Raw genomic sequence first — 18,817 nt, 5'->3', positions numbered from 1 at the left:
CCCGACGCACGCTCGCCCCCGGCGCGATTGCGCCGAGGGCGAGCAGACGAACTGAGAAGCGATCAGGCGGAAGCCTCCGTGGTCACCGCGTTCTTCGCGGAGCGCTCCCGATCGGCCGCCACGCGGGCGTCGTACTTGCGGATCTTCGCCTCGTTGCTGCGGAACTGCACGTACAGCGGAGCCGCCACGAAGATCGTCGAGTACGTACCCACGATGATGCCGATCAGCAGAGCCAGCGAGATGTCGCGCAGCGTCGAGGCGCCGAGCACGAACGAACCGATCACGAGGATCGAGGCCACCGGCAGGGCCGCGACGATCGAGGTGTTGATCGATCGCACCAGCGTCTGGTTGATGGCCAGGTTCACCAGGTCGGGGAAGGACTGCGTGCCCCGCTCCCCCATCTGCGCCGTGTTCTCACGGATCTTGTCGAACACCACCACCGTGTCGTAGAGCGAGTAGCCCAGGATCGTCAGGAAGCCGATCACCGCCGCGGGGGTGATCTCGAGGCCGGTGAGCCCGTAGACGCCGGCCGTGATCACGAGGTCGTGCAGCAGTGCGATCAGGGCGGCGGCCGCCATCTTCCAGGTGCGGAAGTAGATGGCCATGAACACCGCCACCAGCACGAGGAAGATCACCAGCCCGCGTACCGCCTGGGTGGTGATGTCAGCCCCCCAGGTGGCGCCGATGAACGACGTGGTCACGTCTTCGGTGGGCACACCGAAGGCGGTGGCGAGAGCCTCCTGCACCTGGGCGCTCTGCGACTTGTCGAGCTCGTCGGTCTGCACGCGCACCGAATCCTGACCGAGGGTGCTCACCCGCGGGTTGGAACCGGCGACGGTGTCGTTCACCGTGTCGCTGGCGAGGTTCTGGTCGAGCGTCTCCACCTGCGAGACGGTGAACTCGGAACCGCCGCGGAACTCGATTCCGAACTCGAAGCCGCCACGCAGCCAAGGGCCCACCAGGGCGATCAGCACGAGGATCGCGGAGACCACGTACCAGACCCGGCGGCGGCCGACGAAGTCGATCGAGCGCTTGCCCGAGTAGAGGTCGTTTCCGAATTGGGAGAAGCTGGCCATCAGGAGTTCTTCCCCTCGTCGGACGGGCGTTTCGAGTCGGTTGACTTAGGCGCGGCGGTGCCGGCGAGCTCGGCGGCCTTTCGCTCGGCGATGGTCTGCCGTTTCACGGCCTCACGGCTCGAGGAGTTCTTCTTCGACGCGGGCACCGACGCCGACGGCGCCCGGAACTGCGCCCGGCCGCGGTACACGGCACCGAGGGCGCGCGGGTCAAGACCCGAGAGCTTGTGGCCGTCGCGGAAGAAGGGCAGCTCGGCCAGCAGGGTCATCAACGGGTGCGTGAACAGCATCACCACGACGATGTCGACGATGGTCGTGAGCCCCAGGGTGAACGCGAAGCCGCGCACGTTGCCGACCGCGAGGATGTACAGCACCGCCGCGGCCAGGAAGTTCACCGCGTCGGAGGCCGTGATCGTGCGGATGGCCCGCTTCCAGCCGGCCTGCACCGAGGAGTTCAGGGCTCGACCGTCGCGCAGCTCGTCACGTATTCGTTCGAAGTACACGATGAAGGAGTCGGCGGTGATACCGATGGCCACGATCAGTCCCGCCACGCCGGCGAGCGAGAGACGGAAGTCGATGCGCCACGACATCAACGTGACGAGCAGGTAGGTCAGCGCTGCGGCCACCACCAGCGAGGCGATGGTGACGGTGCCGAGCAGCCGGTACTGCAGCAGCGAGTAGATGACCACCAGGATGAGCCCGATGGCGCCGGCGATCAGCCCCGAGAGCAGCTGCGTCGACCCGAGTGTGGCCGAGATGGCCTCGGACGACTGCGTGGTGAAACCGATCGGCAGAGCGCCGAACTTGAGCTGGTCGGCCAGGGCCTGTGCCGAGTCCTGGGTGAAGGAGCCCGAGATCTGAGCCTTGCCGTCGGTGAAGGCGCCTCCCGTGGTGGGGGCGGTGATCACCTTCCCGTCGAGCACGATCGCGAACTGGTTCTGCACTCCGGTCAGCCCGAAGAGGCGGGTCGTGACATCGGCGAACTTCTGCGTTCCGGCGTCGTTGAACGAGATGTCGACCACCCACTGGCCGGTAGACGCCCCCTGCTGCGTGGTCGCCACGCCCGCGGAGGCGTCGGCGATGTCGGCGCCCTCGATCTCCACCGGGCCGAGCAGGTACTTCACCCCGTTGTCGTCACAGGTCACGAGAGGCTGGTCGGCGGGTGCCTGGCCCGCGTCTTCCGCCGCGTCGGAGCTGCAGTCGAAACTGTCGTACTGCGCCTGCAGCGCCGGGGTCACGTAGGCCAGGTCGCTGCCGTTGGTCGGCGTCGCCGTCGGTGTGGTCGACAGGCTCGGATCGGGGCTGGCGCTCGGCGAGGTGGAGGCCGACGGCGAGGACACGCCGGCCAGCAGCACGGCGCGGAAGTCGAGCTTGGCCGACGCCTCGATGCGGTTCAGCGTCGCCTCGTCCGGCTGGCCGGGGATCGACACGATGACGTTCTGGCCACCCTGCGTCGTCACCTCGGCCTCGGAGACGCCGCTCGCGTCGACGCGCTGCCGGATGATCGACACCGCCTGGTCGAGCTGTTCGGCCGAGACGTCCTGGCCCGACTCCAGCTTCGGAGTCAGGATGATCTGGGTGCCGCCCTCGAGGTCGAGGGCCAGCTTGGGGGTCCACGTCGCCGTGCTCCAGAGCACGCCTCCGGCGATCGTTCCGATCAGGACTGCGAAGATCACTCCGAGCCAGATCAGCGTTTTCCACGCCTTCTTGACGGCGGTCGATTGTGCCACCTGTGTACTCAGCTTTCTATGCCGCTCGAGCGCCGGGGCGTCGAGCGTGAGTCAGAGAACGGACGAGTTGTTACTCGTCGCCCTTCTTGTCGGTCTTGTCCGCGGAGTCGGGGGCATCCGTGTCGAGGGGTCGGACGGTGGAAGCGGCGGTCGAGTCGTCGAGACGCTCGCCGAACTCGGGGTCGCCGGTCTTCACGGCGAGCTCGTCGTCGGTGGCCGTGAGGGGCGAGGGGGTCACGACGCGCGTGACGGTCTGGCGGTGCACCTTGAGCACCGTGCCCGGAGTGGTCTCCAGCAGGACCTGGTTCTCTTCGTCGTCCATCTCGAGGATGGTGCCGAAGAGACCGAAGTTCGTCATCACCTCGGCGCCGACGGCGACCTTGCTCTGCAGGTCCTGGGTCTCGCGCTGGCGCTTGCGGCTGTTGCGGAACATGAAGATCACCAGAACGGCCAGAACGACCAGCATGACGATTGTCAACGCATCGAATTGCATGAAAAGGGGGGCCTTCCGGAGGTGGAGCGTGTGGGGGTTGTGCTGCGGGCAGCCCTTATCTTATAGAGGCGCACCTGGAGACTCGTTGATTATAGGTCATCCCCGAAAAGGGCATCCGAATCGCGGGCGAGGCCGAAGTGCGCCCAGCCCGCCTTGGTGGCCACGCGCCCGCGCGGGGTGCGCGAGATGAGGCCGATGCGCACGAGGAAGGGCTCGACCACGGCTTCGATGGTCTCCGCCTCCTCGCCCACCGACACGGCGAGCGTATTCAGGCCCACCGGGCCGCCGTCGAAGCGCTTCAGGATGATGCTCATCACCGCGCGGTCGAGCCGGTCGAGGCCGAGTTCGTCGACGTCGTAGAGCTCCAGCGCCGCCCGCACCGCCGACAGGGTCGCGTCGGTGCGCGCCACCAGGGCGAAGTCGCGCACCCGGCGCAGCAGCCGGTTCGCGATCCTGGGCGTTCCTCGCGAACGGGAGGCGATCTCGCGCAGCGACTCCTCGTCGATCTCGACGCCGAGGAGCGCGGCCGCCCGGTGCAGCACGCGCACCAGCTCCTCGGTCTCGTAGAACTCCAAGTGGGCGGTGAAACCGAACCGGTCGCGCAGCGGGTTCGGCAGGAGCCCGGCTCGGGTGGTCGCGCCCACCAGCGTGAACGGGGCGAGGTCCAGCGGAATGGACGTAGCGCCCGCGCCCTTGCCCACCATGATGTCGATGCGGAAGTCCTCCATCGCGAGGTACAGCATCTCCTCGGCCGAGCGGGCCATGCGGTGGATCTCGTCGATGAACAGCACCTCACCCGGTACGAGCGACGACAGCACCGCGGCCAGGTCGCCGGCGTGCTGGATGGCGGGGCCACTGGTCATCCGCAGCGGCCGGCTGCTCTCGTGCGCCACGATCATGGCCAGCGTGGTCTTACCGAGCCCGGGCGGGCCCGCCAGCAGGATGTGGTCGGGCGTGCGCGACTGGATGGCGGCTGCGTCCAACAACAGCTGCAGCTGGCCGCGCACCTTCCGCTGCCCCACGAACTCGTCGAGCGACTTCGGCCGGAGCGCGCCCTCGAACGCGATCTCGGCCTCGGACTCGATCTGCGGGTTCACCACGTCGTCGCCCTCGAACGCGGGCGTCACCGTGGTCCCCCGGTGCTCTTGGCCGGGCCGAGCACGGCCAGGGCCAGGCGCAGCAGGGTCTGCACGTTACCGGCGTCGGCCGCCGTGGCCTGCTCGAGCACCTCGTCGAGCGCGGCAGCGGCGCTGCGTTCGGGGTAGCCGAGGCCCACCAGAGCCCGCTCGACGTTGCCGCGGATCACGGGCGACGCAGCGGCGGCGTCCTCCACCGGCACATCGGCCGGGCGCAGGGCCAGCTTCCCGGCGAGCGACACCACGATGAGCTTGGCCGTCTTCGGGCCGATGCCCGACACCTTGCGGAACACGGCGTCGTCCTCCCGGGCGACCGCACCCGCGACATCCGACGGCGTCAACTCGGCGAGCACCCCGAGCGCCGACTTGGGCCCAACCCCGGTCACGCCCACCAGGGCCGAGAAGATCTCCAGCGAGTCCTGATCGGGGAAACCGAACAGCGACAGGCTGTCCTCCCGCACGATCAGGGTGGTGAGGAGGGTCACCTCGGAGCCGGTTCGAAGCGAGAGGGCATGGCGCGGCGTGACGCTCACGGAGAATCCCACGCCGTTCACGTCGACGACGACGGTGCCGCCCGAGAGGGAGAGCACGGTGCCGCGCAAGGCTGAGATCATCAGACCAGCCTACGGGCGGCCACCCTCGACCTCGTGCCTTGCTCGGCGGCGCGCCACGCCTGCTGCGCCGGGGTGAGCCCCGAACCTCCGGCAGCGGCTCCGGATGCGCCAGCGCCGCCCGCAACCGCGGCCCCGCGGAGCGGCAGCCGCCAGGCGTGGCAGATCGCGAGGGCCAGCGCATCCGCCGCATCGGCGGGCTTGGGCACCTCGGCCAGCCGGAGCACCTTCGCCACCATCGCGCCGACCTGCTTCTTGTCGGCCTGGCCGTACCCGGTGATGGCGGCCTTGACCTCGGAGGGCGTGTGCAGCCCCACCGGCAACGAACGGCGGGCCGCGGCGAGCAGAGCGATACCGGCCACCTGAGCGGTGCCCATCACCGTGCGCACGTTGTGCTGCGCGAAGACGCGCTCCACCGCGAGGCTGTGCGGGCGGTGCTCGTCGAGCACGGCGTCGATGCCGGCGGCGACCGCCATCAGCCTCAGCTCGAGCGGCATGTCAGGCGGCGTCTGCACCACCGAGACGTGCACGAGGGTGGCCGTGCGTGTCGGCGACACGTCGACGACACCGATCCCGCACCGGGTGAGACCGGGGTCGATTCCGAGCACCCGCAGGTGGCTGGCGCTCATCCTGCGGCCTCGGCCGGCTCAGTCGTTCTCGAGTTCGGCCTGGACCTCGGCCGAGATGTCGAGGTTGGTGTAGACGTTCTGCACGTCGTCGGAGTCTTCGAGGGCGTCGATGAGCCGGAACACCTTGCGGGCCGTCTCGGCGTCTGCCTCGACCTGGAGGCTCGCCACGAACTCCACGTCGGCGGAGTCGTAGTCGATCCCCGCCTCCTGCAGGGCCGTGCGCGCGGCGACCATCTGCGACGGCTCGGTGAGCACCTCGAACGTCTCGCCGCGGTCGGTGACCTCTTCGGCTCCGGCGTCGAGCACGGCCATCAGCACGTCGTCTTCGGTGACGCCGTCGGCGTGACCGACGGTGATGACGCCGCGGCGGGCGAAGTTGTAGGCGACGCTGCCCGGGTCGGCCATCGTTCCGCCGTTGCGGGTCATCGCGGTGCGCACATCAGCGGCCGCGCGGTTCTTGTTGTCGGTGAGGCACTCCACCAGCAAGGCGATGCCGTTCGGGCCGTAGGCCTCGTACATGATCGTCTGGTAGTCGACCGAGTCACCGGTGAGACCGGCACCGCGCTTGATGGCGCGGTCGATGTTGTCGTTGGGAACCGAGGTCTTCTTGGCCTTCTGCACCGCGTCGACGAGGGTCGGGTTGCCGGCCATGTCGGCGCCGCCCATCTTCGCGGCGACCTCGATGTTCTTGATCAGCTTGGCGAACGACTTTGCACGGCGCGAGTCGATGATCGCCTTCTTGTGCTTGGTCGTGGCCCATTTAGAGTGTCCGGACACGGCAGTTCTCCTTCAGCAAGTCAGATTCGATTGTACGCGAGGCGGCCGTCAGCGGCCGGAAGGCCAGGCCGCGGCGATCTCGGCTCGCACGTCGCCGAGCAGCTGCGGCAGCGCTTTGGTGCGCGCGATGATCGGGAAGAAGTTCGCGTCCGACATCCAGCGCGGCACGATGTGCTGGTGCAGATGGCCTGCCACGCCCGCGCCGGCCACCCGGCCCTGGTTCATGCCGATGTTGAAGCCGTCGCAGTGCGAGACCTCGGTGAGCACGCGCATCGCCGTCTGGGTGAGGCTCGCGATCTCCGCCACCTCTTCCTCGGTGGCGAGGTCGTAGGTGGCCACGTGGCGGTACGGGCATACCAGCAGATGGCCCGAGTTGTACGGGAAGAGGTTCAGCAGCACATAGGCATGCGTGCCCCGCGCCACGATCAGGCCCTCCTCGTCGGAGAGGGAGGGCGCCCGGCAGAAGGGGCACTCGTCGATGTGCGGCTGTTCCCCACCCTGGATGTACACCATGCGGTGCGGCGTCCAGAGGCGCTGGAACGAGTCGGGGATGCCCGCGAACTCATCGGAGCCCTGAACCAGCACCTCGGGCGACTCCGACGACGTCGACGCGTCGCCGGAGCCGTCCCGGGCATCCGTCATCAGAGCTGGCCCGCGGTGGTCACCTGGCTGTGCGCCGCCACCGCCGCCACGATGCGGTCGATCGCCTCGTCGACGGCCACGCCGTTCTCCTGCGAGCCGTCGCGGAAGCGGAAGCTCACCGAACCGCCCGCCACGTCGTCGCCGCCCGCGATCAGCAGCACCGGCACTTTGTCTTTGGTGTGGGTGCGGATCTTCTTCTGCATGCGCTCGGCCGAGTCGTCGAGCTGCACCCGGATGCCGCGCTTCTTCAACCGCCGGAGCACCTCGCCCAGGTAGTCGGCGTGGTCGTCGGCGATCGGGATGCCCACCACCTGGACCGGCGCGAGCCACACCGGGAACGCCCCCGCGTAGTGCTCGAGCAGGATGGCGAAGAACCGCTCGATCGAGCCCAGCAGGGCACGGTGGATCATCACCGGCTGCTGGCGCGTGCCATCCGGAGCGGTGTATTCGAGTTCGAACAGCTCGGGCTGGTTGAAGTCGAGCTGGATGGTGGAGAGCTGCCACGTGCGGCCGATGGCGTCGCGCGCTTGCACGGAGATCTTGGGGCCGTAGAACGCCGCTCCCCCGGGATCGGGCACGAGCTCGAGGCCGGAGGCGAGCGCGACGTCGCGCAGCGTCTCGGTGGCGGTCTCCCACATCTCGTCGGTGCCCACCGACTTCTCGGGGTCGCGGGTGGACAGCTCGAGGTAGAAGTCGTCGAGACCGTAGCCACGGAGCACGTCGAGCATGAAGTCGATCTGCCGGGTGAGCTCCTCGCGCACCTCGCCGGGCGCCACGTAGATGTGGGCGTCATCCTGGGTCAGGCCGCGCACCCGGGTGAGGCCGGAGAGGGTGCCGCTCTTCTCGTAGCGGTACACGGTGCCGAACTCGGCCAGCCGCAACGGCAGCTCGCGGTAGCTGCGGCCGCGCGAGCGGAAGACGAGGTTGTGCATCGGGCAGTTCATGGGCTTGAGGTAGTAGTCCTGGCCCTGGCGGGTGATGTTGCCCTCGGCGTCCTGCTCCTCGTCGAGGTGCATGGCCGGGAACATGCCGTCTTTGTACCAGTGCAGGTGCTGGCTGGTCTCGAACAGGTGCGCCTTGGTGATGTGAGGCGTGTTCACCAGCTCGTAGTCGTTCGCGATCAGCTGCTGGCGCAGGTAGTTCTCGATCTCCGACCGGATGATGCCGCCCTTGGGGTGGAAGACCGCGAGGCCCGACCCGATCTCGTCGGGGAAGGAGAACAGGTCGAGCTCGGCGCCGAGCTTGCGGTGATCGCGCTTGGCGGCCTCCTCGATGCGGCTCTGGTAGGCGCGCAGCTCGTCCTTCGAGGGCCAGGCGGTGCCGTAGACGCGCTGGAGCTGCTTGTTCTTCTCCGAGCCGCGCCAGTAGGCGGCGGCGAGGCGGGTGAGCGCGAAGCCGTTGCCGATCAGGCGGGTGCTCGGCAGGTGCGGGCCGCGGCAGAGGTCTTTCCAGACCGTCTCGCCGGTCTTGGGGTCGACGTTGTCGTAGATGGTGAGTTCGGCGCCACCGACCTCGACCGACTCGTTGTCGGAGTTCAGCTCGGCGTCGCCGGCACTGCCGCCTTTCAGACCGATCAGCTCGAGCTTGTAGGGCTCGTCGGCCAGCTCGGCGCGGGCCTCGTCTTCGGTGACCACGCGGCGCACGAAGCGCTGGCCGGCGCGCACGATGCGCTCCATGCCCTTCTCGATGGCCTTGAGGTCGTCCGGGGTGAAGGGCTCTTCGACGTCGAAGTCGTAGTAGAAGCCGTCGGTCACGGGCGGGCCGATGCCGAGCTTCGCCTTCGGGTTGATGGCCTGCACGGCCTGCGCGGCCACGTGGGCCGCCGAGTGGCGCAGGATGGCCAGGCCGTCGGGGCTGTCGATGGTGACCGGCTCGACCGTGTCGTCGTCGGTCACGGTCGTGGCCAGGTCTTTCAGCTCTCCGTTGACGCGCATGGCCACGACGGCCCTGTCGGTGAAGAGTTCGAATCCTGTGGCCACGCGGTACCGCTCCCTAGCTCGTGCTGCTGAACAGAACGATCCTACCGGCGCGAGAACCCGTCACCGGGGCGAGGCGGCGGCATCCTTCTTCGCCCTGCGGGCGGCGCGCACGTCTTTGGCCTTGGCATAGCCCTTCTTCACGGCGGCGTTGGCTTTCGTGCTGGCCTTCTTCGCGCCCTCGAACTCGGTGCCGAGCAGGGCCAGCCCGCCGACGGCCACGAGCGCACCCGGCCCAGGCAGCGGGATCATCACGATGCCGAGCGCCACGGTGCCTCCACCGACGATGCCCACACCGGTGCGGTACACCCGGTCGACGCGGGGGTCACGGCGGATGACGGCGCGAGCCTTGCCGGCCGCGGCCCGGACCGGGCCCGTCGAGCCACGAGAAGAGGTCGAGCCGGATGCGGCGGTCGATTCAGCGTCCATCCCCAGACGCTAGAGCACGGTGCTGGGAGAACCGGGGTGCCGGGAGCTCAGTCCCAGTCGAGGTAGTCCTCGATGGCCCAGGAGGTGGCGCCCACGTGGGTCGCGGGGAAGCGGTGGCCGCCGCCCTCGATCGGCACCACGCTCACGAGGCCGGGTGCGGCGAGCCGCAGAGCCTCGCCGTTGGCCGGCGGCGTCACGTCGTCGGCGTCACCCTGGACGACGAGCACGGGGATGCCGTCGGCCGGTGCCGGCAGGTCGTCGCCGGCCTCGACTCCGAACAGCAGCACACCGTCGACGTGGTCGTGGCGGCGGTGCGCGATGTGGCGGGCGACGGAACCTCCGAAACCGTGACCGCCGACCCAGGCGGCGGGGAGCTCGAGGTGGTCGAGCAGGTCTTCGACGTCCTGAGCGGCATCGAGCACAGACAGCGCGGAGCCGTCGGTCCGATGTCCGACGAGGACGATCCGGAAGTCCTCCTCGACCAGGGAGTGCGCCAGCGGAGCCAGGTAGTCGACGCTCTCGCCTTGTTCGGTCACGATCACGACGGCCGGGCCGGCGCCCTCGTCGGTGAACGGGATCGATCGGCCCTCGGCCTCGAAGATCTGGACGTCGGCCATGGCGGTGATCCTTTCGGGGTCTGTACCGGCTTGCAGAACCAGAAAAACCCCTGGGCGACCAGGGGTTTCGAGTGGGCGATACTGGGATCGAACCAGTGACCTCTTCCGTGTCAGGGAAGCGCGCTACCGCTGCGCCAATCGCCCAGTGGAGTCGGAACTCCGCGGTGTTCGAGTGGAGGTGGCGACGGGATTTGAACCCGTGTGGACGGCTTTGCAGGCCGCTGCCTCGCCTCTCGGCCACGCCACCCAGTTCGTGCATTGCGATGAACCAAGGCGGTTCCCCACAATTGAGTAACTTCACTCGAGCGGATGACGAGATTCGAACTCGCGACCCTCACCTTGGCAAGGTGATGCGCTACCACTGCGCCACATCCGCATTTCGTTCAGCATTGCTGCGAACGGATTAGACACTAGCCGACTCTTTCGACGATTGCCAAATCGTCACCGGAACAGCGTGTCGGCACCCTCGGTGTTCACGAGCACCCCTCCGCATCCGCTACTATCGATAAGTCCACACGGGCGATTGGCGCAGTTGGTAGCGCGCTTCCTTCACACGGAAGAGGTCATCGGTTCGAGTCCGGTATCGCCCACCAGAACACCCAGCACCACCAGAACACCTGAAGTCCGCCGGTCGTCATACGATCTGGGCATGATCAGCTCCTTCTTCTCCGGCGTCGGCCTCCTCGGTCGCGGCTTCGGCACCTGGGTGCGCCGCCCCGGCCTGATGCTGCTCGGCGCCCTGCCGGCCTTCATCGTCGGCCTCGTCTACGCCACCGGCATCGTGCTGCTGATCGTGTACTCCCCCGCCATCGCCGACTGGGCCACCCCCTTCGCCGACCGCTGGGACGAGCCCTGGCGCGACATCGCCCGCGCAGCCGCCTCCGTGGCCCTGGTGGGCCTCGGCGTGCTCGCGGTGGTCTTCACCTACACCGCCATCACGCTGGCGGTCGGAGATCCGTTCTACGAGCGCATCTGGCGCAGCACCGAAGAGCGTCTCGGCGATGCCCCCGGAGAGCCGCCTGGAGGCTTCTGGGCGCAGCTGGGACGCGGCGTGGTCACCGCACTGCGGCTGCTCGCCCTCACCCTCGCCATCGGCCTGCTGCTGTTCGTGGTGGGGCTCATTCCCCTGGTCGGCCAGGTGGCGGCCCCGGTGCTCGGCGCCCTGTTCGGCGGCTGGGTGCTCGCGCTCGAGCTCACCGGCTTCGCGTTCGAGGCCCGCGGCATCCCTCTGCGAGAACGGCGACGGATGCTCGGTGCGAACCGCGCACAGACGCTGGGCTTCGGTGTCGCCACCTACCTGCTGTTCCTCCTCCCGCTCGGCGCCGTGGTGGCCATGCCCGCGGCGGTGGCCGGAGCCACGCACCTGGCCCGCGCCGCGACCGGCCCGCGGCCTCAACCCCAGCGCCAGGCGTGACCGCAGCCGCCGGCGTGACCGCGCGACGACGCAGAAGCGGGGCGCCACCCGGAGAGGTGACGCCCCGCGACGGGGATGCTGTCGATCAGACGGTTTCGAGCACGTAGCCCTCTTCGCCGTGCACGGTGGTGTCCACGCCGGCGACCTCGTCCTCGTTGTTGATCCGGAAGCCCATGGTCTTCTGGATGATCCAGCCGATGATGAACGCCATCACGAAGGAGTAGATGGCCACGACCGCGGCGGCAGCGAACTGCTTCCACAGCTGCTCGGGCGAGCCGCCCCCGGTGAACCAGCCGATGCCGGCGCCGAAGAGGCCGATGTAGAGCGTTCCGATGAAGCCGCCGACGAGGTGGATGCCCACGACGTCGAGCGAGTCGTCGAAGCCGAGCTTGAACTTCAGCTCGATGGCCAGGGCGCAGACGGCTCCGGCGATGACGCCGAGGAGGATCGCCCAGCCGGGGGTCAGGATGTTACAGGCCGGGGTGATGGCGACGAGACCCGCGACGGCACCGGAGGCGGCACCGATCGAGGTGGGCTTGCCGTCCTTGATCTTCTCCACGATCAGCCAGCCGATGATGGCGGCGGCGGGAGCGGCGAGGGTGTTGATCCACGCGATGGCGGCGACGCCGTCGACGGCGGCCTCGGAACCTGCGTTGAAGCCGAACCAGCCGAACCACAGCAGCGACGCACCCAGCAGGGTCAGCGGCACGTTGTGGGGCTTCTGGATGCCCTTCTGGAAGCCGACACGCTTGCCCAGAACCAGGGCGAGGGCGAGAGCTGCCGCACCGGCGTTGATGTGCACCGCGGTGCCACCGGCGAAGTCGTTGACGCCCCAGACCGGAGCCCAGCCCTCAGCGAGGTTGAAGACCATGAACGCGACGGGGAAGTAGACGACGGTCACCCACACGCCGGCGAAGACCATCCACGCGCCGAACTTGGCCCGGTCGGCGATCGCGCCCGAGATCAGGGCGACGGTGATGATGGCGAACGTGGCCTGGAAGCCGGCGAAGGCGAGGCCTGCGAGGTCGGGGTTCATGGCGCCGGTCTCGTCGACGCCGATCAGGGTGCCGAGTCCGATCGAGCCGTCGAACGGGTTTCCGAGGATGCCCGGGATGAGCGGGGTGCCGAAGGCCATGCCGTAGCCGTAGACGACCCACAGCACGCCGACGAGGCCCATCGCGCCGAAGCTCATCATCATCATCGAGATGACGGACTTCGCCTTGACCATGCCGCCGTAGAAGAACGCGACACCGGGAGTCATGAGCAGCACGAGTGCTGCTGCAACGAGCAACCACAGCGAGTTCAGGTTGCTGGTTACTTCTTCCATATGAATGGTTACCTCTCTATAACGTGCTGGGCGGGTACAACTGGAACTGCTGTGATGCCGACGGCGAGCACGACTCCGCGGGCGCAATTGCAGGCAAGGGAAGTCTGTCGACCGCAGGTTTCGCCCGCAGACGTAGTTTGTGTACGTCGTGTTACACGGGCACGCCGAATGTTAAGACTGTGTTTCGGCGGGCCGGAAAGCGTCAGAGAGTGGCGGACGCGATGAGCCGCGAGGTGGCGCGCAGGTACTTCTTGCGGTATCCGCCGTCGAGCATGTCGCCCGCGAACACCTCGTCGAGCGGGGTGCCCGAGGCGAGGATGCGGATCTGGGCGTCGTAGACCCGGTCGACGAAGGCCACCAGTCGCAGCGCATCCGTCTGGTTCAGAAGCGGCACGACGCCCTGCAGCCCGATCGCGTCGATGCCCTCGATCAGCTTGATGTAACGCGAGGGGTGGATGCTGCCGAGATGCTCGACGAGGTCGGTGAACGAATCGAGGGTGATCGGCTCCCCCGCGGCGGCGCGGCGCTCCACGGCCTCGAGCAGGGCGTCGTCGCTGGTGAAGGCGACCGCGTGCCCCTCGAGGTCGCGGCGACGGTAGTCGAGCCCGTCGATGCGCACGATCTCGAAACGGTCGGCGATGGCCTGGATCTCGCGCAGGAAGTCCGCGGCGGCGAACCGGCCCTCGCCGAGCGCGTTCGGCGGGGTGTTCGAGGTGGCCGCGAGCCGGGTTCCCCCCGCGGCGAGCTCGCCGAGGAACCTCGTCATCAGCATGGTGTCGCCCGGGTCGTCGAGCTCGAACTCGTCGATGGCGATGAACTTCGAGCCGCGGAAGAGCTTCACGGCCTCGGCGTAGCCGAGGGCGCCGATCAGCGCCGTGTACTCGATGAACGTGCCGAAGTACTTGGGCCCGGGAGCCGCGTGCCAGAGGGCGGCGAGCAGGTGGGTCTTGCCCACGCCGAAGCCGCCGTCGAGGTAGATGCCGGGCTTCACATCGGCTGTCTTCTTCGACCGGCCGAAGAACCCGCCGCCCTTGACCGGCTTCCAGCCGTCCGCGAAAGCGGTGATCCGCCCGAGTGCCTCGCTCTGCGACGGGTAGTCGGGGTCGGGACGGTAGCTCTCGAACGAGGCGGTGTCGAACTGGCGCGGCGGCACCAGGGTGGCGGCGAGTTCGACGGCCGACATGGAGGGGGTGCGCTCGGTGAGGCGCGGGGCGACCGCCTGCCGCTCGTTCGTCATTCGCTGGCGTCCTGTGTGTCGAAGTTTGACCCGGCGGGTACGGCGGGCAGTCGGGAAGACATAGATTCGTCTGGGGGTTGTACCTACCCTAACTGGAGGTTGTGAAATGACAGTCGAGACCGATCCCGCCGAGAAGTTCGCCGGCTACGCCCACCCCGAACGACTCGTGTCGACCGAGTGGCTCGAGGCCCATCTCGGCGAACCCGGACTCGTGGTGGTGGAGTCGGACGAGGACGTGCTGCTCTACGAGACCGGCCACATCCCCGGCGCCGTGAAGATCGACTGGCACACCGACCTGAACGACCCGGTGCTGCGCGACTACATCGACGGCGAGCAGTTCGCCGCCCTCGTGGGCGGCAAGGGCATCTCCCGCGACAGCACCGTGGTGATCTACGGCGACAAGAACAACTGGTGGGCGGCGTACGCGCTGTGGGTCTTCTCCCTGTTCGGGCACGACGACGTGCGTCTGCTCGACGGCGGGCGCGACAAGTGGCTCGCCGAGGGGCGCCCGGTCACCACCGAGCGCACGATTCCGGATGCGGCCGACTACCCGGTCGTCGAGCGCCGCGACGCCGAGATCCGCGCCTTCAAAGACGACGTGCTCGCCCACCTCGGCCACCCGCTGATCGACGTGCGCTCTCCCGAGGAGTACAGCGGGGAGCGCACGACCGCCCCCGCCTACCCGGAAGAGGGAGCCCTGCGGGCCGGGCACATCCCCAGCGCGGCCAACGTGCCGTGGGCGAAGGCCGCGGCCGACGACGGCACCTTCAAGCCCGTCGTGGAGCTCGACGCCATCTACCGCGACGGTGCCGGCCTCGCCGAAGGCGAGCCGGTGATCGCCTACTGTCGCATCGGCGAGCGGTCGAGCCACACCTGGTTCGTGCTGACGCACCTGCTCGGTTTCGAGAACGTGCGCAACTACGACGGATCGTGGACCGAGTGGGGCAGCACCGTGCGGGTGCCGATCGTGAAGGGCTCGGAACCCGGCGAGGTGCCGGCGCGCTGAGTGCCGGACGACCGGGCCTCGGCCTGGCGCATAATTGGACGGATGACCGACTCCACGCTTCCCACCACGCTCGCCGAGATCCGAGACGACTTCCTGGCCCTCGAGCAGCGCGACCGGCTCGAGCTGCTGCTGGAGTTCGCGAACGAGCTTCCCGAACTCCCTGAGCGATACAGCGAGCATCCGGATCTGCTCGAGCGGGTGGAGGAGTGCCAGTCGCCGGTGTTCATCTTCGTGGAGGTCGACGGCGGTGTCGTGCACCTCTACGCCACCGCTCCCCGGGAGGCTCCCACCACCCGGGGGTTCGCCTCGATCCTGGTGCAGGGCATCGACGGGTTGTCGGTCGACGAGGTGCTGGGTGTCCCCGACGACTTCCCGAACACGATCGGACTGACCGAAGCGGTGTCACCGCTTCGCATCCGGGGCATGACCGCGATGCTCGGGCGCACCAAGCGGCAGCTGCGGGAGCGGATCGGCGCCTGACGCCGGGCGTTTCACGGTCGGCGTTCGACGGTGGGCCGCCGGATCTCCCCGTCAGAGCCCGTTGGCGGTGAGCCACCCCGAGACGGCCCGGTTCCACTTCACCCGGTCGTAGTTCCACAGCTTGGTGTGGCGGGCGATCGAGAACGGCACGAAGGTGACCAGATCGGGCCGCGCCTCGGCCAGGCGGTGCGAGGCGCCGGAGGGCACGTAGCCGTCGTCGTCGCTGTGCATGATCAGCAGGGGCACGTCGACCTCGTCGGAGCGCTTGACGAAATCGAGCCGGTCGAGATCGAGGGGCTGCTGCTGGCCGGTGACGACGCGGCCGGGGGCGTGCGTGATGGTGGCGAAGGCGGCGTCGCCCAGGATCTCGGGCACCCCGCGGGCCCGGCCGTGGTAGCGCAGGATCTCGCGCCAGTCGACCGCGGGCGAATCGAGCGCGATGGCCCGGATGCGATCGCGGTGCACCGCCCGGCCCATGGCCTGCAGCGCGATGGCGCCGCCCATCGACCAGCCCATGAGCACCACGTCCTCGGCCCCGTGCTCGACCGCCCAGGTGATCGCGGCATCGAGGTCCTGCCACTCGGTGTCGCCGAGGGCGTAGCGGCCGTCGGCCGAGCGGGGTGCCTCGCCGTCGTTGCGGTAGGAGATGTGCAGCACGTGGTAGCCGTGCTCGTGGAACACCGGCAGCGCGCGGATCGTCTCGCCGCGCCGCACCCCGCGGCCGTGCACCTGGATGACCCACTTCGTCGACGTGACCTCGGCGGCCGGGATGTACCAGGCGGGCGCCGGCCCCACCGTGGTCGACACCTCCACCTCCTCCACCGGAACGCCGAGCTCGCGGGGGTGGATGTAGTACCAGCCGCTGATCCGGCCGCGACGGGCCGCGTCGAGGTCGCCGTAGTCCACGGCCAGCACCGAGCGCCGCACGACGCCGTCGGACACCGACAGCACCTCCCCCACCCGCGCGTGGCCCGTGTCGCCGGAGAAACGCAGGCTGTACAGCCCCGGGAGGATGGAGTCGGGCGTGACCTCCAGCGACACCACCCGGGCCACCGGGTCGTAGTGCACGATGCGCACGTCGTCGACCGGCAGGGACGGCGTCACGATGGCACGCGAGGTGACGGCGGCGACGACCGCGCCGGCAGCCGCCGTGAGGCTGGCGAGCGAGCCGGCCGCGATCGCGACGATCGCCCAGGCAGGAACCCGCGGGGGCCGGGAGGGATTCGGACTCACGGAGAACTCCCTTCGAACACGGCGCGGCCGCCTCGGACGGTGCGCCGGGGCCGGCGTGCGGCCTTCGAGCGGCATCCGGCGTGCCTCCGCCTGGCAGAACGTAAAGAACTCTAGTCTGCAGACGTGCCCGATTCCCCCTTCAGCCCGGACGTTCCGGCAGCGTTCAGCGCAGCATTGGATTCGCTCCGCCGGGCCGACACCCGCGACGAACTCGTCGTGCACGAGATACCGGCCCCGGCGAACCTGGCCCCGAACGCGATCGCGCTGGCGGCAGACGTGACTCCGGCCAGGCACGACGCCGACTCCGAGCTCGGTACCGGTCGGTTCATCCTGCTGCACGACGAGGAGCGGCCCGAGGCCTGGGGCGGCGAGTTCCGGGTGGTCTGCTTCGCTCAGGCGCCCCTCGAGACGGAGATCGGGCTCGACCCGTTCCTCGCCGACGTGGCCTGGTCGTGGCTCGTCGACGCGCTCGACGCGCGGGGCGCCAACTACGTCAACGCCTCAGGCACCGCCACCAAGATCATCTCGACCGGATTCGGCGAGTTGCAGAGCCAGGGTGACGGGGCGCAGATCGAACTGCGCGCATCCTGGACCCCCACCGACCACGACCTGCAGGCCCATGTCGAGGGCTGGGGCGAGCTGCTGTGCATGCTCGCCGGGCTGCCGCCCGTGGCCGACGGCGTGACCATGCTGCAGACCCGACGGGCGCGACGTGACTGACGGCCCCACCGTGAACAGCGGCCCCGCGCCGGACAAGGGCCGTGACCTCCAGGTCGCTCCCATCGAGACCCCGGTGCGCACCGTCATCGCCACCGTGGACGAGTTCCACGACGCGGTGGAGGCGCTCGCCCAGGGCGAGGGGCCGGTGGCCGTCGACGCCGAGCGCGCCAGCGGATTCCGCTACTCCCAGCGCGCGTACCTCATCCAGCTCTACCGGCGCGGGTCGGGCACCTTCCTGATCGACCCGCCGGCCATCGAGGAGTTCGCTCCCCTGCAGTCGGTGATCGGCGACGTGGAGTGGGTGCTGCACGCTGCGAGCCAAGACCTGCCGTGCCTGCGCGAGGTGGGCCTGGAACCGAGAACCGTGTTCGACACGGAGCTCGCCGCCCGGCTGCTCGGCATCCCGCGGGTGGGCCTTGGCACGGTCGTGGAGCAGTTGCTCGGCATCCATCTGGCGAAGGAGCACTCGGCGGCGGACTGGTCGACCCGCCCGCTGCCCGCATCCTGGCTGGAGTACGCGGCGCTCGACGTGGAGCTGCTGATCGACCTGCGCGACTCGATGGCGGTGCTGCTGAAGGAGCAGGGCAAGCTCGAGATCGCCGCCCAGGAGTTCGCGGCCGTGGTGGCCAAGGAGGACAAGCCACCGCTGGCGGAGCCGTGGCGCCGCCTCACCGGCATCTCGGCGCTGCGCCCCGACCGTCACCTCGCCGCCGCCCGGGAACTGTGGCTCGCCCGCGACGAGCTCGCCCGCGCCACCGACACGGCACCCGGCCGGCTGGTGCCCGACGCCTCGCTGATGGTGGCCGCCCGCGCGCTGCCCACGTCGCGTCGCGAACTCGCGGGGCTCAAGCAGTTCTCGGGTCGGGCCAGCCGCAGCGAGATCGACCGCTGGTGGGCTGCGATCGAGCGCGCCCTGACGACGGATGAGCTGCCGGTGCAACGGCGGGCCACCGACACCCTGCCGCCTCCGCGCAGCTGGTCGGACAAGAACCCCGACGCGGATGCGCGCCTGAAGACCGCGCGCGCCGCCCTCACCGCGCTCTCGGCCGAGCACGCCATCCCGCTGGAGAACCTCCTCACCCCCGAGTTCCTGCGCCGGGTCTCCTGGAACCCGCCTGAGCCGCTCACCCTGGAGAGCCTCTCCGACGCGCTCGCCGAGCTCGGTGCGCGGCCCTGGCAGATTGACCTGACTGCACAGCCGATCCTGGAAGCCTTTGTCGAACCCCACCAAACGGCCGAGACGGGCCAGATCGCCGATTCGTAGAAAGAATCAAACGATGCCGGGCC

General features: G+C 69.0%; 19 protein-coding genes and 4 tRNA genes. 6 read left to right on the top strand and 17 right to left on the bottom strand.

From position 1 onward, the window contains the following. Positions 1-62: 62 nt before the first annotated feature. From secF to ACEXOR_RS09850, 14 genes are all read right to left on the bottom strand, one after another. Complete coding sequence (gene secF, locus ACEXOR_RS09915; RefSeq protein ID WP_374849451.1) at positions 63-1,076, bottom strand: protein translocase subunit SecF; 1,014 nt, start codon at positions 1,074-1,076, stop codon at positions 63-65. Next, positions 1,076-2,803 carry a protein translocase subunit SecD gene (gene secD / locus ACEXOR_RS09910; RefSeq protein ID WP_374849450.1) on the bottom strand — a complete coding sequence of 576 codons (1,728 nt, stop codon included), beginning with the start codon at positions 2,801-2,803 and terminating at the stop codon, positions 1,076-1,078. The genes secF and secD overlap by 1 nt, the downstream gene beginning before the upstream one ends. A gap of 70 nt (positions 2,804-2,873) precedes the next feature. Further along, positions 2,874-3,269: a preprotein translocase subunit YajC gene (gene yajC, locus ACEXOR_RS09905; RefSeq protein WP_374849448.1), complete on the bottom strand. Its 396-nt coding sequence runs from the start codon at positions 3,267-3,269 to the stop codon at positions 2,874-2,876. A 116-nt stretch (positions 3,270-3,385) separates the two neighbouring features. Next, a complete protein-coding gene (ruvB, locus tag ACEXOR_RS09900; RefSeq protein ID WP_374849447.1) occupies positions 3,386-4,423 on the bottom strand; it encodes a Holliday junction branch migration DNA helicase RuvB in 1,038 nt (345 codons plus the stop codon). After that, positions 4,420-5,046, bottom strand: coding sequence for a Holliday junction branch migration protein RuvA (gene ruvA / locus ACEXOR_RS09895; protein ID WP_374849446.1), 627 nt, complete (start codon positions 5,044-5,046; stop codon positions 4,420-4,422). The genes ruvB and ruvA overlap by 4 nt, the downstream gene beginning before the upstream one ends. Beyond that, positions 5,046-5,672: a crossover junction endodeoxyribonuclease RuvC gene (gene ruvC / locus ACEXOR_RS09890; RefSeq protein WP_374849444.1), complete on the bottom strand. Its 627-nt coding sequence runs from the start codon at positions 5,670-5,672 to the stop codon at positions 5,046-5,048. The genes ruvA and ruvC overlap by 1 nt, the downstream gene beginning before the upstream one ends. Before the next feature lie 18 nt (positions 5,673-5,690). Further along, positions 5,691-6,449 (bottom strand): YebC/PmpR family DNA-binding transcriptional regulator, encoded by a 759-nt coding sequence (locus tag ACEXOR_RS09885; protein ID WP_374849443.1) that lies wholly within the window; start codon positions 6,447-6,449, stop codon positions 5,691-5,693. Between the two features lie 48 nt (positions 6,450-6,497). Beyond that, complete coding sequence (locus ACEXOR_RS09880) at positions 6,498-7,091, bottom strand: HIT family protein (protein ID WP_374849442.1); 594 nt, start codon at positions 7,089-7,091, stop codon at positions 6,498-6,500. Continuing rightward, positions 7,091-9,070 carry a threonine--tRNA ligase gene (gene thrS, locus ACEXOR_RS09875; protein WP_374849441.1) on the bottom strand — a complete coding sequence of 660 codons (1,980 nt, stop codon included), beginning with the start codon at positions 9,068-9,070 and terminating at the stop codon, positions 7,091-7,093. The genes ACEXOR_RS09880 and thrS overlap by 1 nt, the downstream gene beginning before the upstream one ends. A 60-nt stretch (positions 9,071-9,130) precedes the next feature. Then, the gene (locus tag ACEXOR_RS09870; RefSeq protein ID WP_374849440.1) at positions 9,131-9,496 is read right to left on the bottom strand and encodes a PGPGW domain-containing protein; all 366 of its coding nucleotides are present in this window, start codon (positions 9,494-9,496) and stop codon (positions 9,131-9,133) included. Positions 9,497-9,543: 47 nt separating this feature from the next. Further along, positions 9,544-10,113 (bottom strand): alpha/beta fold hydrolase, encoded by a 570-nt coding sequence (locus ACEXOR_RS09865; RefSeq protein ID WP_374849439.1) that lies wholly within the window; start codon positions 10,111-10,113, stop codon positions 9,544-9,546. A gap of 72 nt (positions 10,114-10,185) precedes the next feature. Continuing rightward, positions 10,186-10,257, bottom strand: a tRNA-Val gene (locus ACEXOR_RS09860). Between the two features lie 29 nt (positions 10,258-10,286). Beyond that, positions 10,287-10,360 (bottom strand) — tRNA-Cys (locus ACEXOR_RS09855). A gap of 57 nt (positions 10,361-10,417) precedes the next feature. Then, positions 10,418-10,489, bottom strand: a tRNA-Gly gene (locus tag ACEXOR_RS09850). 141 nt (positions 10,490-10,630) lie between these two features. Here ACEXOR_RS09850 and ACEXOR_RS09845 point away from each other — a divergent pair. Together ACEXOR_RS09845 and ACEXOR_RS09840 are read left to right on the top strand one after the other, a co-directional pair. Next, positions 10,631-10,706, top strand: a tRNA-Val gene (locus ACEXOR_RS09845). Between the two features lie 56 nt (positions 10,707-10,762). After that, on the top strand, positions 10,763-11,527 hold the full coding sequence (locus ACEXOR_RS09840; protein ID WP_374849438.1) for an EI24 domain-containing protein: 765 nt from the start codon (positions 10,763-10,765) through the stop codon (positions 11,525-11,527). Positions 11,528-11,612: 85 nt separating this feature from the next. On the opposite strand, the gene ACEXOR_RS09835 is transcribed toward ACEXOR_RS09840, so the two are convergent. Together ACEXOR_RS09835 and zapE are read right to left on the bottom strand one after the other, a co-directional pair. Beyond that, positions 11,613-12,854, bottom strand: coding sequence for an ammonium transporter (locus ACEXOR_RS09835; protein WP_374849437.1), 1,242 nt, complete (start codon positions 12,852-12,854; stop codon positions 11,613-11,615). A gap of 202 nt (positions 12,855-13,056) precedes the next feature. Beyond that, positions 13,057-14,091 carry a cell division protein ZapE gene (zapE, locus tag ACEXOR_RS09830; RefSeq protein ID WP_374849436.1) on the bottom strand — a complete coding sequence of 345 codons (1,035 nt, stop codon included), beginning with the start codon at positions 14,089-14,091 and terminating at the stop codon, positions 13,057-13,059. Between the two features lie 106 nt (positions 14,092-14,197). Here zapE and ACEXOR_RS09825 point away from each other — a divergent pair, with 106 nt between their 5' ends. After that, positions 14,198-15,097 (top strand): sulfurtransferase, encoded by a 900-nt coding sequence (locus ACEXOR_RS09825; RefSeq protein ID WP_374849435.1) that lies wholly within the window; start codon positions 14,198-14,200, stop codon positions 15,095-15,097. A 42-nt stretch (positions 15,098-15,139) separates the two neighbouring features. Further along, on the top strand, positions 15,140-15,577 hold the full coding sequence (locus ACEXOR_RS09820; RefSeq protein ID WP_374849433.1) for a SufE family protein: 438 nt from the start codon (positions 15,140-15,142) through the stop codon (positions 15,575-15,577). Between the two features lie 51 nt (positions 15,578-15,628). Here the strand turns inward: ACEXOR_RS09820 and ACEXOR_RS09815 are convergent, their stop codons facing one another. Then, positions 15,629-16,810: an alpha/beta hydrolase family protein gene (locus ACEXOR_RS09815; RefSeq protein WP_374849432.1), complete on the bottom strand. Its 1,182-nt coding sequence runs from the start codon at positions 16,808-16,810 to the stop codon at positions 15,629-15,631. 123 nt (positions 16,811-16,933) lie between these two features. Between ACEXOR_RS09815 and ACEXOR_RS09810 the strand changes: the two genes are divergently transcribed. Together ACEXOR_RS09810 and ACEXOR_RS09805 are read left to right on the top strand one after the other, a co-directional pair. Beyond that, a complete protein-coding gene (locus ACEXOR_RS09810; protein ID WP_374849431.1) occupies positions 16,934-17,530 on the top strand; it encodes a DUF3000 domain-containing protein in 597 nt (198 codons plus the stop codon). Between the two features lie 61 nt (positions 17,531-17,591). Next, positions 17,592-18,794, top strand: coding sequence for a ribonuclease D (locus tag ACEXOR_RS09805; RefSeq protein ID WP_374849613.1), 1,203 nt, complete (start codon positions 17,592-17,594; stop codon positions 18,792-18,794). Positions 18,795-18,817 lie beyond the last annotated feature (23 nt).

The sequence above is a fragment of the Herbiconiux liangxiaofengii genome (genome assembly GCF_041927335.1).
Lineage (GTDB): Bacteria > Actinomycetota > Actinomycetes > Actinomycetales > Microbacteriaceae > Herbiconiux > Herbiconiux liangxiaofengii.
Note: the sequence above shows the minus strand (reverse complement) of the source record. Positions and strands in the feature narration are given on the sequence as shown.